18 protein-coding genes are annotated in these 14,248 nt (G+C 40.5%); 2 read left to right on the top strand and 16 right to left on the bottom strand.

Features of this window, described 5'->3' with window-relative positions; all coding sequences use genetic code 11:
• Nucleotides 1–22: 22 nt before the first annotated feature.
• A complete protein-coding gene (locus M2444_RS01245) occupies nucleotides 23–802 on the bottom strand; it encodes a GTP cyclohydrolase II (protein ID WP_094874108.1) in 780 nt (259 codons plus the stop codon).
• 194 nt (nucleotides 803–996) lie between these two features.
• Between M2444_RS01245 and M2444_RS01240 the strand changes: the two genes are divergently transcribed.
• Nucleotides 997–1,323: a winged helix-turn-helix transcriptional regulator gene (locus M2444_RS01240; protein WP_094874109.1), complete on the top strand. Its 327-nt coding sequence runs from the start codon at nucleotides 997–999 to the stop codon at nucleotides 1,321–1,323.
• Nucleotides 1,324–1,414: 91 nt separating this feature from the next.
• Here M2444_RS01240 and M2444_RS01235 read toward each other — a convergent pair whose 3' ends face one another.
• The 11 genes from M2444_RS01235 to M2444_RS01185 all read right to left on the bottom strand — a co-directional run bounded on the left by M2444_RS01235 (nucleotide 1,415) and on the right by M2444_RS01185 (nucleotide 10,564).
• A complete protein-coding gene (locus M2444_RS01235) occupies nucleotides 1,415–2,299 on the bottom strand; it encodes an ABC transporter permease subunit (RefSeq protein WP_280786027.1) in 885 nt (294 codons plus the stop codon).
• The gene (locus tag M2444_RS01230; RefSeq protein ID WP_280786026.1) at nucleotides 2,296–3,258 is read right to left on the bottom strand and encodes an ABC transporter ATP-binding protein; all 963 of its coding nucleotides are present in this window, start codon (nucleotides 3,256–3,258) and stop codon (nucleotides 2,296–2,298) included. Before M2444_RS01230 ends, M2444_RS01235 begins: the two co-directional genes overlap by 4 nt.
• Complete coding sequence (locus M2444_RS01225; protein WP_280786025.1) at nucleotides 3,255–4,376, bottom strand: hypothetical protein; 1,122 nt, start codon at nucleotides 4,374–4,376, stop codon at nucleotides 3,255–3,257. The genes M2444_RS01230 and M2444_RS01225 overlap by 4 nt, the downstream gene beginning before the upstream one ends.
• A 53-nt stretch (nucleotides 4,377–4,429) precedes the next feature.
• Entirely contained in the window at nucleotides 4,430–4,948 is a 519-nt protein-coding gene (locus M2444_RS01220) for a sigma-70 family RNA polymerase sigma factor (protein ID WP_094874113.1), read from the bottom strand.
• A 173-nt stretch (nucleotides 4,949–5,121) separates the two neighbouring features.
• The gene (locus M2444_RS01215) at nucleotides 5,122–5,439 is read right to left on the bottom strand and encodes a hypothetical protein (RefSeq protein WP_280786024.1); all 318 of its coding nucleotides are present in this window, start codon (nucleotides 5,437–5,439) and stop codon (nucleotides 5,122–5,124) included.
• Nucleotides 5,440–5,586: 147 nt separating this feature from the next.
• Nucleotides 5,587–7,044, bottom strand: a complete 1,458-nt coding sequence (gene nagE / locus M2444_RS01210) for an N-acetylglucosamine-specific PTS transporter subunit IIBC (protein ID WP_280786023.1) — start codon at nucleotides 7,042–7,044, stop codon at nucleotides 5,587–5,589.
• 48 nt (nucleotides 7,045–7,092) lie between these two features.
• Nucleotides 7,093–7,599, bottom strand: coding sequence for a PTS sugar transporter subunit IIA (locus tag M2444_RS01205; RefSeq protein WP_042187759.1), 507 nt, complete (start codon nucleotides 7,597–7,599; stop codon nucleotides 7,093–7,095).
• Between the two features lie 22 nt (nucleotides 7,600–7,621).
• The gene (locus M2444_RS01200; RefSeq protein WP_042187757.1) at nucleotides 7,622–8,494 is read right to left on the bottom strand and encodes a PRD domain-containing protein; all 873 of its coding nucleotides are present in this window, start codon (nucleotides 8,492–8,494) and stop codon (nucleotides 7,622–7,624) included.
• A gap of 213 nt (nucleotides 8,495–8,707) precedes the next feature.
• Entirely contained in the window at nucleotides 8,708–9,094 is a 387-nt protein-coding gene (locus M2444_RS01195; protein WP_094874127.1) for a DivIVA domain-containing protein, read from the bottom strand.
• A gap of 93 nt (nucleotides 9,095–9,187) precedes the next feature.
• Entirely contained in the window at nucleotides 9,188–9,547 is a 360-nt protein-coding gene (locus tag M2444_RS01190) for a replication termination protein (RefSeq protein ID WP_042127258.1), read from the bottom strand.
• Between the two features lie 447 nt (nucleotides 9,548–9,994).
• Complete coding sequence (locus M2444_RS01185; RefSeq protein WP_094874117.1) at nucleotides 9,995–10,564, bottom strand: GNAT family N-acetyltransferase; 570 nt, start codon at nucleotides 10,562–10,564, stop codon at nucleotides 9,995–9,997.
• 121 nt (nucleotides 10,565–10,685) lie between these two features.
• Here M2444_RS01185 and M2444_RS01180 point away from each other — a divergent pair, with 121 nt between their 5' ends.
• Nucleotides 10,686–11,576: a GNAT family N-acetyltransferase gene (locus tag M2444_RS01180; RefSeq protein WP_280786022.1), complete on the top strand. Its 891-nt coding sequence runs from the start codon at nucleotides 10,686–10,688 to the stop codon at nucleotides 11,574–11,576.
• A 114-nt stretch (nucleotides 11,577–11,690) separates the two neighbouring features.
• Here the strand turns inward: M2444_RS01180 and M2444_RS01175 are convergent, their stop codons facing one another.
• The 4 genes from M2444_RS01175 to M2444_RS01160 all read right to left on the bottom strand — a co-directional run bounded on the left by M2444_RS01175 (nucleotide 11,691) and on the right by M2444_RS01160 (nucleotide 14,183).
• The gene (locus tag M2444_RS01175) at nucleotides 11,691–12,635 is read right to left on the bottom strand and encodes a GNAT family N-acetyltransferase (protein WP_280786021.1); all 945 of its coding nucleotides are present in this window, start codon (nucleotides 12,633–12,635) and stop codon (nucleotides 11,691–11,693) included.
• Nucleotides 12,636–12,942: 307 nt separating this feature from the next.
• Entirely contained in the window at nucleotides 12,943–13,137 is a 195-nt protein-coding gene (locus tag M2444_RS01170) for a hypothetical protein (RefSeq protein WP_094874120.1), read from the bottom strand.
• Nucleotides 13,138–13,161: 24 nt separating this feature from the next.
• Nucleotides 13,162–13,290 (bottom strand): hypothetical protein, encoded by a 129-nt coding sequence (locus M2444_RS01165; protein ID WP_280786020.1) that lies wholly within the window; start codon nucleotides 13,288–13,290, stop codon nucleotides 13,162–13,164.
• Between the two features lie 26 nt (nucleotides 13,291–13,316).
• Complete coding sequence (locus M2444_RS01160) at nucleotides 13,317–14,183, bottom strand: NAD-dependent epimerase/dehydratase family protein (RefSeq protein ID WP_280786019.1); 867 nt, start codon at nucleotides 14,181–14,183, stop codon at nucleotides 13,317–13,319.
• Between the last annotated feature and the right edge of the window lie 65 nt (nucleotides 14,184–14,248).

Below are 14,248 nucleotides of genomic sequence, written 5' to 3'. Positions count from 1 at the left end.
TGCAAAAGCACTACCTCAATTTTTACTTAGCCAGTCTTCCTACAATTGGATTCGCTTCTTTCACTGCCTCTAAATGTCCTGAACGAGCCACTTTGGTGCGTAAGTATTTCTCGTTAAAAGAAGATACATCTCCCCACAGCGCTACTCTTTTCACTGCATTCATACCTGCAGTCTTGAGAGCTTCCAGTTTCTTCGGATTGTTCGTAATTAACGTGACTGGTTTATGACGCAGATGCTGTAGAACGCTAATCGCTTCTTCATAATTTCTTGAATCATCAGAAAAACCCAGCTCTAAATTAGCCTCAACTGTATCGTATCCTTCTTCTTGTAAAAGATACGCTAAAGATTTGCTAAACAATCCAATGCCTCTGCCTTCATGGTTAGCAAGATAGAATAACGCACCTGAACCATGTTCGACGATCATTTTCATGGACTGATGCAGTTGGAAGCCACAATCACAACGTTTGCTGCCAAAAATATCGCCGGTATGACAAATGCTATGCATCCGTATCAAAGCTTCATCTGAAGCTTCGAAATCACCATATACTAAAACACTGGATTGCTGACCATCTGCGAGGCTCATGGAAGGTAACTTTGAAATCAAAGCAGCTGTTGCTTCACTATTATCACCAAGAAGCTCTGCATCCGTAGTGTTCAGCCAGTTGTACCATTTAAAAGTAACAGTCTCTCCGTCTAAATTCACGGGTAAAGTAATCGGTCCAACCAATATATTTGTACTGTTTTCTAAAGGAATTCGAGTAATTTTATTTTGTAGGATAGAAATAATATCTGGTTTTGTCATGTGTGACACCTTCCTCAATGTTCATCTAGTATAGTTTCAGCTATACATAAAGATTGAATATTAGTTAAAATATAAGTAACTATTTGTAAGTAAGTTTATCATTGTAATATAACTTCGTCAAGTTATAATATATCTTTAAATATTTATAATTACTTTATGTAAGTTTATGATATAATGAATGTCGAGGTGATATTATGAATGATTTCAACATGTGTCCTCGCTTTGAAAAAGCGGTAGACTTGCTAAGTAAACGTTGGGTCGCGCTGATCGTTTTCGTGCTTATGCCTGGCCCTCGTCGTTTTGGCGAAATTGAAAGCTGTCTGTCCAATTTAAGTGGTAAAGTGCTATCCGACCGATTAAAAGAAATGGAAATCGAAGGTATTATTGAGCGAACCGTATATCCAGAAATGCCAGTACGCATTGAGTACTCCCTTACTCCAAAAGGTACCGCGTTGGCTCCTATACTTGGTGAAATTGGAAATTGGTCTACGGATTGGATTGAGCTTAGTGTTAAAAATTAATCCGACTTATACTAACTTGAAGAGCCCTTTTTGTTCCGAAAATCCGGCAACAAAAAGGGCATTTTAAGTTTTTCGATATATTGTTAAACTGCTATAGATCCTTCCGTTGAAATCGATACAATCCAATTAAGAGGGCCAACAGTGTATAGAAAATCGCATAGACGATAAATGTATTAGATGGGACTGAGGTCAAGTTATCTAATCCAAATAGACTATTGGAAGCATTAAACATCCCGTTCATTTCGTTAATACTAAACAGTTCAGCAGTCATTCTGCGCTGTAACCCGTCTACAGGCATAAGTAAGGACATTATCCCCGTCATATTATTTAGAGTGCTAAGTGCTTCGGGCTCAGATAATAAAGTACTACTTACCTTGTCAATCATTCCTCCAAGCCATCCTGCTCCATAAAGCATCGTCATAAAGACTCCATTCCCAAGGGCTGAGAAGAATCCTGAACCCAGCATAGAAACAGTTATTAGCAACGGTACGATGGAAGAAAAAAGCAAAAATGATTTGAATAACGCTAATCCATCTCTTGGAATTGCGGCATGGGCTTGCGTAATTAGCAATATAGAAATAAATAAAATCAGCGCATAACCTATTCCCAGTGTTACATAACCAAGCCAGCGGCCTGCATACCATTTCCAGCGCGGAATGGCTCTTGGAAGCAAGGCTTGCATCACTCCCTGCTCTGCCTCACCGGATATGGCGGAAAATGAACTAAAAATAGCTAAAAAAGCAATTACAAAAGCTCCGAAGAAAAATCCAAACGATAAAATAAATAAACCATTTGTAAAACGAATAAGAAGTTCTTCTCCGCTAGGAAAATTAGAACCGTGAGACATAGAACTTTGCCCGATCGTACCCGCAATAAACCAGAACCCAATAAGAAAAACCACGGTCATAAGTAATGTCAGCACCATTACTCTTTTGCGCATCAGCTCTTTCCAGGTCATAACCATTATAATTCTCATTCGTGTTCACCTCTGTGGCTTAGTCCTGATACAGCATTCATAAACCACTCTTCTAGACGTTCTTGCTGATGTGAAACTTCATATAAGGTCATCCCTTGTTCTATAATCAGTGTATTCAGCCAACCCACCTGCTCTTCACTTTCCAGCTCCGCTTCCAACCAAACCCTGCTACTATCTATGGATTCTTCGGTATGGGAAGACACCCGGATCTGCAAGCCTGTCTGATCTTTTAGCCACGACAATAAAATAGGCGCATAGCCGCCTACTTTAAATCGCCAGCTCATACGCTTGTTTAACACCTCGGACACTTTACCATGCCGGAGAATAACTCCGTTATTCAGTAGCGCCATTCGGTCGCAAAGCACTTCAACATCCTCTAACAAATGAGAGTTTAGAAATATCGTAACCCCTTTTTCTTTTAGAGTCTGTAATATACGCCGGACTTCCTGACGTCCGATTGGATCTAGAGCCGATGATGGCTCATCCAAAAACACGATAGCCGGCTCATTAACAAGTGCACAAGCTAATCCCAGTCTTTGCTGCATTCCTTTAGAGTAATGCTTCACTCGGTCACGTCCACGCTTACCAATTCCAACCTCATCAAGAAGTTGTGGAATTCTCTTATCTGCTACAGACCGCTGCATTCCGCATAGTCTTGCATGCAGCCTTACAACCTCCTCACCCGTCAGCCATTCCTGATAACGATACAATTCGGGTAAATAACCGATTAGCGATTTCGCTTCTAGCGAACCAATCTTATGCCCGAACAATGTTCCACTGCCACTTGATGGATGAATAAGACCTACAAGCATTTTTACAAAGGTGCTTTTACCTGCACCGTTAGGGCCGAGGAAGCCAAAGGCTTCCCCTTTCCCTACAGTAATACTTACATTTCGACAACCGCGTCCGTTATCATATTCCTTGGTTAGGGACTTAGCTTCAATTGCTGCAGTACTCATGATTCAATCAGCTCCTGAACCTTGGTCATAAGCTTCTCTTTACTCGAATAGAGCTCACCTGACAAATTGAATAGCTGTCCATCCTGAATCCATGTAGCTTGATATACAGGACCGCGGCTGTATTCATAATTGTCAACTATAACTAAAGTGTCACCCACAGTTATTTGCTCCGTATTTTCACCAGCGATTAACGGCATTGGGATTTCTCCGGATAAGACCCTGCTTTGCATTAAACTAGTCTTCAAGTAATCTGGGAGCAGTGGGAAATTCATTACAGCTTCCAAAGCCTCTTCCACTTTAATAGAAGGATCAACGTTAAGTACAGGTGCATTCATCTGCGACAGACTTGCCCAGTGCGTTTCATCAGATGAGAGATTGTAATTCACATATTCCGGGATATGAAGTGTAATTGGTTTACCGTCAATCGATTCGGGCAGCAGATGTTCTGCTCCAATTTTTTTCAGGGCTTTGTTCACTTCGTCTACTTTCAGATTAAGCGTGATATCTTGTGAAGCACCCACTGTAACTGAATTATGCCCTTCCACTAAAGCAGCGGTTTTCGCTGGATAGCCTAGGGTAGCCTTCAGTTGATCTGCAGGCAACTCACCAATGTAAGCCCCGCTAGCGTTTGTAAACTCACCGAATTGATTAATGGATCGATTAAGTTCACCATCTTCAGCCACCTGTGTGAAAATATTACGCAGATCACTCTCATGAACAACCGTGACCTGTTCCATCCGGAACTGATTCAGAATAGATGCCATTGCTGTATTGCCTATTGGGGTCGCAAGTATGACTGCAAAAACAGCTACACTTGCAGCTACAACTCCTAGCTTCCGACGACGGTTCATACGCAGTCGGCGCGGACGTTGTACATTCTTATCATGAGTAGTTACAAGGATGTCCTGTACTACTGTTGGTGTTGACTCTGATTGAAGATTCTCGACATTTGCTGGCTGACTTAAGTTAACAGAATCCTCAGTTTGAGATTCACTAATTTGACTCCATTTTGCCCATTGAGGATTATAAGGTTCATTCTCTAACTTACTCTGTAGCTTGAGCCAGGCTTCGTCTGTACTTTGCTTATCTTTATCTTGCTTTCCTGAATTGTTATTCATTATTGTACCTCCTGATTTTAAAGATTACTTCGTAACTTCTCCTCAAAAGAAGCCTACTTCGTCTGGGGTATCGCCTTCGTTGCATTTTGTCTTAGTTTCTCTGTCGCTCGGTGGAGCAGGGTCCCTACTACTGGAGGTCTTACTCCAAGCTCTCCCGCGATTTCCACATAACTGTACCCCGAGTAGCGAAGTAGAAGTGCTTGTCTGTCTCTTTCAGGCAATTCATTCAGCCAGGCGTGTACATCTTCCTGATCTAGCTTACTGATTATGACATCTTCACCTGAAGGGGGAGATTCACTAGCATCATAAAGCTGCTCTTGTTTATTCTGCAGTCGCCGTTCCCTTGCTTTTTTGTCCAAATAATCATATCCAATACGAGTAAGGACTCTATGAAGCCAGGCCCCCAGCGCTGCTGGATCATCTGGTGGATTTCGGTACAATCTCAGAAAAACTTCTTGAGCTAAATCATCAGCCGCCGATTCATCACATACCAAAGCGGCAAGCTTACGGCGGACAATAGGGTGATGTTCATAAAATATTGTTTTAAAAATTTCAGATTCCGGAATTTCCATCGTGTAAATCCTCCTTATCAGCTGCAGCTATAAGTAAGACGACTGTCAGTACATTTTTGTATCAGAATTCTTCATAATTATCATAACCCATCATAATACATACAAAAAGACAGCCCCTAATTAATAAGGTAACTGTCTTCATTATTTCTCTTACAACTCTATTTTGATCCCAATTATCGAATTCGAATATACCGATTAAGAATCTTCTTGGATAAAATACTCCGCTCCAGCTTAAGCTCTAGAAGCTGTTCTTTCCAATGTAACACTTCATCTGATTCTTCATTCTTACGCAGCTTCTCAAACAACTTCATGATCAATATGTTAACGGAATCAAACTGTGACCATAGTTCTATCACACTTTCTTCTTGAACTTGAGGCTCTTCCGATACCGTGTTAAGATTCTTTAAGCTCTCTATGATGTCAGCCTGCCACTGTCCATCATTAATTGCTTTGGCATAATTTAAAAGGTCCAGATAATCGTCGACTGACATATGTACCGACTCCTTCGTATGTTTATACCAAGTATTATACTAGGCATTGTGTATATTGCAACACTTTATCCCTCTGAATACACAAAAAAACAAGGGCTAGTATGCGGACTAGCCCTTGCTAATTAATTTTAAACGGAGTACGTTAAGTTATAGTAACTTCTCGATTTCCTCTTTGTATTGCTCCGATTTCGGACCAAATACGATTTGAACAGCACCTTGACCAAGTCTCATGACTCCAGAAGCACCGAGTTGTTTCAGTGCGGAATCTTTAACGGCTTTCTCGTCTTTAACGATCAGACGAAGGCGTGTAATACAAGCGTCGATATTTTCGATGTTTGAAGGTCCTCCGATGTGCTCAAGAATTTGAGCAGCCTTGGAAGAAGCAGCTGAACCCGTTGCGTTACCTCCAGTTGGTGCTACAAGCGCATCATCATCATCATCCTCACGTCCAGGTGTCTTAAGCTTGAACTTCGTGATGATAAAGCGGAATAACACGTAGTACAGAACGAAGAAGCACAGACCTACAGGGATAAGAATCCATGCATTGGTGGATAGTTTCATGTTCACTAGATAATCGATCAAACCAGCAGAGAAGCCGAATCCAAGTTTAACATCTAGAATGTACATTAGAGCCATAGAGAAACCTGTCAGTAATGCATGCACCAAGTACAAAACTGGTGCCAAGAACATAAAGGAGAACTCAAGAGGCTCCGTGATCCCTGTTAAGAAAGAAGCAATGGCAGAACCGATAAAGATAGAAGCAACCATTTTGCGTTTTTCAGGTTTAGCTGTATGAATAAATGCAAGCGCTGCACCTGGAAGCGCAAACATCATGATTGGGAAGAAGCCAGTCATAAACATCCCAGCTGTTTTATCTCCAGCGAAGAAGCGATACAAATCACCATGTACCAATTCACCCGCTGCATTCGTAAAGTCACCAATTTGGAACCAAGCAATCGTATTAAGTACATGATGTAGTCCGATTGGAATCAATAGACGGTTAGCTGTACCAAAGATGAAAGCTCCAACCGCACCGAGAGACACAACCCAGTTTCCGAAATCACTAATTACATCTTGTACAGGACTCCAGATCATCCCAATTAATACGGCAAGGACCATCGTGGAAGCTGCGGTAATGATTGGAACAAAACGTTTACCCGCAAAGAATCCAAGCCAATCTGGCATCTTAATATTATGATATTTCTTATATAGGAACGCTGCCCAAGCACCGGCAAATATACCACCAAGCACACCCATATTCAACACTACATCATCATTGATGAAGGAGAATTGAAGAGGTACAACTGCTAGAATCTTGGTCAGAACCATGTAAGCAATTACTGCTGACAAGGCTGCTACAGCATCCTTAGCAAATCCAATAGCGACCCCTACCGCAAAGATCAAAGCAAGGTTACCGAAGATTGCATTCGCTCCAGCGTTTAAAAAGGGCGCAAAATATTGATTCAGGAACCCCCCTACCGTAGCTCCTAGATGCAAATCTTTTTCATAGTTAAGCAAACCAAAGCCTTGAAGAATAGCTGCCGCTGGCATAGTAGCGACAGGAAGCATAAGCGACTTACCTAATTTTTGTAGAAAAGCCAACATAACAATATCATCCTTTCGATTCAATAGTAGTAATGCTCTATCAGCCTATTACTTTGAAGCCACTGTAAGAATCAGATCCTGTCCTGCTGTAACCTGACCATAATGTCCGTTCACTTGAGGTGGTGTTTCCTCCGTACTAGTCACGATTACAGGCGAAATTGTGTCACAGCCTGCTGCGCGAATAACATCCAGATCAAATTCGATTAAGGTTTGACCTGCCTTCACTTGATCTCCAGAGGCAATATGACTGACAAATCCGTTGCCCTTAAGACTGACAGTATCGATTCCGATATGTAACAGCAATTGCACACCGGAGGAATGTTCCAGAATAACTGCATGACTCGATTTCACGATATGAGCAACCGTGCCATCAAAAGGAGCTTTTAGTATTCCTTCAGAAGGTCTGATTGCAACTCCGCTACCCATATGACCACCAGCAAAGGTTTCATCCGGAACCTCTGTTAATGAAACTGCCTCTCCGCTGATAGGTGCCATGATTTCGATTGTATGTCCAGTATGTTTCTCTTCTTTTTTTGATTTCCATTTGGAAAACATATGCTCCACTCCTCTAAAGATGTTAGTTTTGCTTCACTAAAGTCTGAAATAATCGGTGTAAGTGCATTGCCAGGAAACACAGCTCTTCTTCCGGGATATCTACACCAAGAGATTTTTGCATCACTTTACCGAGCTTTTGAGATAACTTGTATTCTTCTTTGTATTCCTTCTTAATATGTTTCACAAAAGGATTATCTATTAGTGATCCTTTTAAAATACGTTCCAGTGAAAACCGTAAATGGATCATTAATCGAATATGATTCATACTGCCATGCTCAAAAGTTATATTCCGTTCTTGCTGTATCATATCCAGAAGTTCACTTACAATATTAGATGCTTTTACTAACTGACCCACCGATACATTGTTAACTGCGGAGTACACATGATAAGTTAGAAATCCAACCTCATCTTCGGGAATTTGCACCTGAAATTCAGCGTTGATCTTCTCTGATGCCTTGTAAGCGATATCAAATTCCTTCGGAAAAGACATCTTAGTTTCTTGTAAAAAAGGATTAATAATATCCATCCCGTTGCGCAGACGGTAAATGGTGAATTGAATGTGGCTCGGGAGTGCCAAATAAATCTTGTCGTTTAATTTGTCAGGAAATTGACTTTGGATATCAGCAATTATTTCATCAGTTATTCTCATCACTTTGGGATCTATGTCTTCCAGCAATATTTGATACTGACTCCAGGATTCGCGGTCTTCTAGACGAAACAATTTCTCAATACGAGGATCGTTTCCTTCAATCACACCTGAACCTTTCACAGCAAAACCAATGCCTTTACCGATGATGACATATTCCTTGCCGTTCTTGCTTCCCTGAACCATTACAACGTTGTTCCCAATCACACGCTGTACTTGAAATTGCTCGATCTCCCGCGACAAGCTCATCACTCCTTTCCCATATTATCGTCAATTAGGAACAAAAAAAGCCAAGAAATGTCTCATCGAGATGAAGACAATCCTTGGCTCATGCCCTTAACGGTAACACGCCACTAAAATATAAATGATCATTTATGAACATATCATAAATCATGAACTGCTAACTCGTCAATGGTAAATTTATAAATGTCAAGCGCAGCTCCTGAACTCAAAATTCTCGACTTATAAATAGCTTTCGATTTGGGGAAGCTTATCTTTAAGCTGACGAACATTGGTTTCCAGTTTTAGAATGACCTCTTCTAAGTCCTTTGGGTCGATGCCTCGAAGTACTGGGACCTGAATAACCTCTGTGGCTTTGGTTTCTGATTTTAATTCGCGCATCTCTATTTGCTGCTCCTGCCATTTATCCATCAGATCAGCAATTGTGGCATAAAAACGTTCGTAATCCTTGATTACGCTATCTAAAAATGTATCCACTTCCTCCGCATCGTAACCACGAAGCTTCATACTGAATTCTTTTTCATGTATGGTTAGAGCATCTAGTGTGATGCCAAGTTGGCTGAATAGCTTACGTTGTTTGTCCAATCGACGTTTCATATGTTCATCCATCATTTGTTACCTCCAAGTATATACTGCAATTATCCGGCAGTAACCATTATAACAGGGTGAGAGCATCCTGAAAATATAACTATAGTTCCAGTTCTAGAAGTTATCCGCAACCGCCTTGTTCAAAATACCTAGACAGCGGTCAAGATCCGTCTTCACCTGCTTCTTATATAGCTTCGCTTTCTCTTCACCATCAGAAGTAAAATGATATAAGACAATTTCTTGAAAATCCACCTTCGGGTCATTCCCTTTTAGCTGTTTAGTACGATATAAAATCCCTTGCTGTACCAGCTCATGCAGCGCGCGATAAATTTCGCTCTGTGGGGGGGAATAGCCATGTGCCTTGAAATCTCGACGTAAATCCTCAAGCATTTGGTATCCATACCCGCGATGTTGTTCTACCATTGTTATAAGATACACCTTGATAAAAGCCCGTTGAGCAATCATAAACGCCATATAAACCCTCCTCATGTTGTGTTTTTTGGTTAATCTTACCTTCTATAACTCTAGTATAAGCACTATTTTCCAACTTTCACAACCTGAAATGTGGTAGTGGGTTCACTTTTTCCGATTTGTATAGAAATTTAATAGGGATAGATGATGAATTTATTGAAAGTAACTAGATAGAGTTGTTTTTTGTGTTTTTCTATTGTGAATTTTTCATATGATGAAAGTACAGAATTCTTTGGTTGTACATGGTTGTATACCTTAATTAATCTAAATTTTCGTAGGTTAGATCCGTTTTGCTCGTACGTATCTGCCATCGGACCCAGATGATCAAAAACGCTGTATTACACCCCTTTGGGATTGCTAACGGACTCCACTCACGCTATTGGCATAAAAAGCAACAAAAATACAGCTATTCTTAAGGAATAGCTGCAACTGAGTCCGAAACTACGCTCTCTAATTCATCGCGTTTTTCTCCATAAATTCTTCCTTCGTCAATCCAAACAATATCAAATCATAATATCGTCCGTTCGTGTAAATAACTTTCCGCCGCACACCCTCTTGCACGCAGCCGACTTTCTTTAACATCCCTATTGAACCTTCGTTGCCTTCAAGCGCACATTCATTAAATTTATTTAGCCGTCGCTCAAAAAAAGCATACTTTAAGAGAATGGTTATAGCTCTCGTTCCATACCCTTTCCCTCGATGATCTTTATCCACCTGCACGCCAATGCTGAACGTACCATTTTTCTCGTCAATGCTATTCAGATTTACGCCTCCAACATTTTCACCATGCAAATCTTCGATCGTAAACATTAGTCTATCTGATGAGAATTCAGCGTAAGTCTCCGCAAAATTTTTAGCTTCGGCAATGGTGGGTGGTAGTTCTACAGCACACTGTAAGAGTCGCCGCGCTGGAGTATCGAAACGATTCGTATAATAGCCTTCCCAATCCCCTTCTTGAATTGACCGTAATCTTATTTTCTCGTCTTTCCAGTAATAATTACTATAATCTATCTCTCTCATTTTCTAGCCTCCAAATCATTTCGGGATTGTTTTTTTATAATAAACATTACTTTAGAACGGTGTAGTAAGATATAACCATTAAACGTGACTACGAAAAACACTTTGGAAAAGAGGCTTACATATGAGCGATTACCAATTGGTCAGTGATTATAAGCATATCAAAAAATATAAAGAAAGCTTTAATATATTAGCTAAATCTATCTTCGGGATTGATTTTTCGCCATGGTATGAACAAGGAGGCTGGAATGACAAGTATATCTGTTATTCCTATATCGATGGGGACCAAGTGATCGCAAATGCATCCATAAACAAAATGACGATTATATTAAATCAAAAAGAGTATAATGCCATCCAAATTGGCACTGTAATGACACATCCTGATTATCGCATGCAAGGATTATCCAGGAAATTAATAGATCATATTATCGCGAAGTACGAACAGGAAAATGACTTCATCTACTTATTTGCAAACGACAGCGCTTTGGATTTTTATCCCAAATTCGGATTTGAACGTATGCAAGAAAGCAGCTTTTCGATTAACGCTTCCAATCTTAGGAATCAATCGTCTAAAACCTTCTCTGTGCGTCCCTTATCTATGAATAGTTCCGTTGATTTCATCATGATAAAAAAATTCGCTGAAGAAAAAGTACCGGTATCCACTATACTCAGCGTTGTAAACAATGAACATCAGCTGCTGTTTTATTTCATCCTTCCTTTTCATGATTCCTTTTATTATATTGAAGAAGCTGACGTTGTAGTGATCTTTAAACATGAGGGTCATCAGCTTCATATTTTTGATATGATTAGTACAACAAGTCTGGATATCGAAGCGATATTGAATAGCATTATTTCTCCTGAAACTGAGATTATCCATTTTTATTTCACCCCAGATTATGCACTAGAGCATATGGAAGTAGAATTAATCCCCCAGAGTGAGGATACGTTATTTGTTCGTCCACTTTTAAAAGAACTACCTAAACATTTCATGTTTCCCATAACCTCACATGCCTAGATAGGATGAAGAAGGCTGCCATCCGGCAGCCCTTTTTTAAAATTGTAGAAAGTATAAATTCCCCGCCTATACTCGCTTAAACGCTTACCGCCCTTATAAGGATACCGAAAACGTTTATGCTTGATCGTTCACTGGAATATACATGCTCTGTATCTCTTGTACTCCTTGAACAAATCCTAGATTTGTATAGACAGACTCCGCATCATTACCTTCCATGACATATAATCTAAGGAATGGATACTTATCTTTAAGGAGACTTAGTCCTCTTTTCAACATCAGTGTCGCTATCCCTTTGCCTCTATAACCGGGCATTACACCAATACTATAAACTGCTGCATAATCTCCTTGTAAGCCCAAGAGACAATTCGCAATTAACTGTCCCGATTCCCTATCATACACAAGCGTTGACGCGGTAAGTAATGCTTCATTCGTATAATTCGGTTCTTCACTTGGAATAAAATCTTCAAAGGAGAATTGCTTTCTTCTAGTCGCTTCGAGGCTTCCGGCAAAGCTAGCGTAGCTACATTCGGCGATCTGATCTTCAAGAATAAACCGTCTAGTACCTTTTCCATCATCTTCGATCTGTGGTCTTTCAATTCTAAATTCTTCGTTCCATTCCACCTCGAAATGATCTGTAGGACGCTGCATCCAGCGACATCTGAACTCATCAGGCCAAAATCCTGCCCGCGCAAATAAATGAACTTGATCCGGTAGAACCTCGAAGGTTTTTATAGGCTCCGTTCGGTCAGACCAATATATCAAAAGCTTTTTTAGCAGTTTAAGCACCACAAATGTATCGTTAAAAGGTGGAATAACAAACAAATGATAAATCCGATTAGGTGACATCCTTACTCCACCTATTTTCGCCTCCCCTTTATAGATCCAAAAAGCATTCTTTTGGGCAGAATTGAACCCATCTTCTCTAAAAAAGCCAATATACTGAATATTATAATAAATGGAGCAATACACTCCCCACTCTTCCGATTCAGCCTTACGAATTGAATAATGATTACTTAGCTCATACGATATTTCATCCTCAGACCATCCCATTAATTGCATGTACAATTCCTCCTCGCTGCTACTTCACCTTCTATATCTATAGTATCACTTCTTAAAGTAAATGATTGGTAATAAACACTTATATATTAATCTTTACAGTTTTCTAGAGAGTACAAACGCAAACTAACTCAGCAAGCTTAAGGTTCCTTTCTAAACCTGACTATCCTTACTTTGAATTTCATAAGACACGGCAAGTAGTAACAAAATGCCGACTCGATTCGTTCGTCTAGCCTCACTTAACCGTTTGTCGAGTCATGCATGCTGACGTCCAATATGAAAAAAAGACCGCCTATTGGCAGTCTTCTCCTTAATAAATTCTAGAGCATAGCCAAATGGCGGTTCCCACAGCGATAATACCTGCTAACGTTACAAATAGGACATACCCTCTCTTTGTTGTAGTAACCGTGTGATTATCATAAAATTCAGGTTTTCGTACGATTCCAAACCATAGATCCGCGATTAAATTCACGACCACTAGAGAGAAATTTTTTATTACCCCCACGTCATCACTCCTTTTCAACTTTAGCTAACCAAGTTTATTATTAATTTCACGTAGTGACTCATTCATTTCGTCCATTTTCTTGATCATCGCATATTGATTGCTAATCATCATGATTAAACCAATAAAGAACAAAATCACAAGAAGTAAACTCATACTGCACTTCCTTTCAGTAGCTGAATTCATTCACTCTGGACATTCAAACTCCGAGCAAATCCTGACCTCCATGACCGGTACAGTGGACTCCATTCGTAATCCATTCGGGCTTTCGTATTGGAGGCTCCCCGTTCCCATCCTTCTCTGCCTTCTTGAACATTAGGAGCAGGAGCATCTATGGTATCTGAATAAGCTGATAACCAATCCAATCCTTTAGCAGGCTCGTCGTCTACGATGTTCACAGGGCCTGAAGGCCAGTTCAGAGCAAGCACCGCTGCGTTAGCTGCATCCTCCACATGTAGGAATGATACAACTGCATCTGTCGCTGTCACTCGTCCTTGACGAATTTCCTCTGCCATATAGCTATTAGTGTCATACCATGTTCCTTGGCCGTACAACATTCCATACCGCAAGATCACATGATTTGGGATCTCGGCAACTGCTTTCTCTAGTGAGTATATACCTTCAATCGTTCTTCTCCGAGGCTCTAAAGCCTTAAGATCTAATGGAGTTTCCTCCGTAGCTGGCTCCTCTCCAGCTTCATAAGCCCATGAAATACTTTGTGCAATAATTTGTTCCACGCCAGCTGCAAGGGATGCATCCACAATATTTCGTGTTCCTTCTATTCTTATCCTGGAATTATCTGAGAAATTCCGCTGACTTAGTGAAGTTAGCTGATGAATAACCACTTCTGGCTGTGCTTTGTGAATGGACGTAAATATGGCCTCTCGATCGAAGACATCCGCGATTACCGCCTGTGCTCCACATTTCTCAATAAATGCTCTATTTTCTTCCTTATGGGTCATTCCGACTACCTCATGCCCCGCTTCAAATAACTTAGGTAGCAATAGCCGTCCAATCACGCCCGCTGCACCGGCTACAAATATCTTCATCTAATCCCTCCTTAAGAACAGCCTCTAAGTATAAACATTGCTATGTACATCAGAAATATCTGCCA

The organism is Paenibacillus sp. PastF-3 (assembly GCF_029893135.1).
In the GTDB taxonomy this organism is placed as follows: Bacteria; Bacillota; Bacilli; order Paenibacillales; family Paenibacillaceae; genus Paenibacillus_AQ; species Paenibacillus_AQ nitricinens.
The sequence above is the reverse complement of the archived record's forward strand: the minus strand, read 5'-3'. Positions and strand labels throughout refer to the sequence as shown.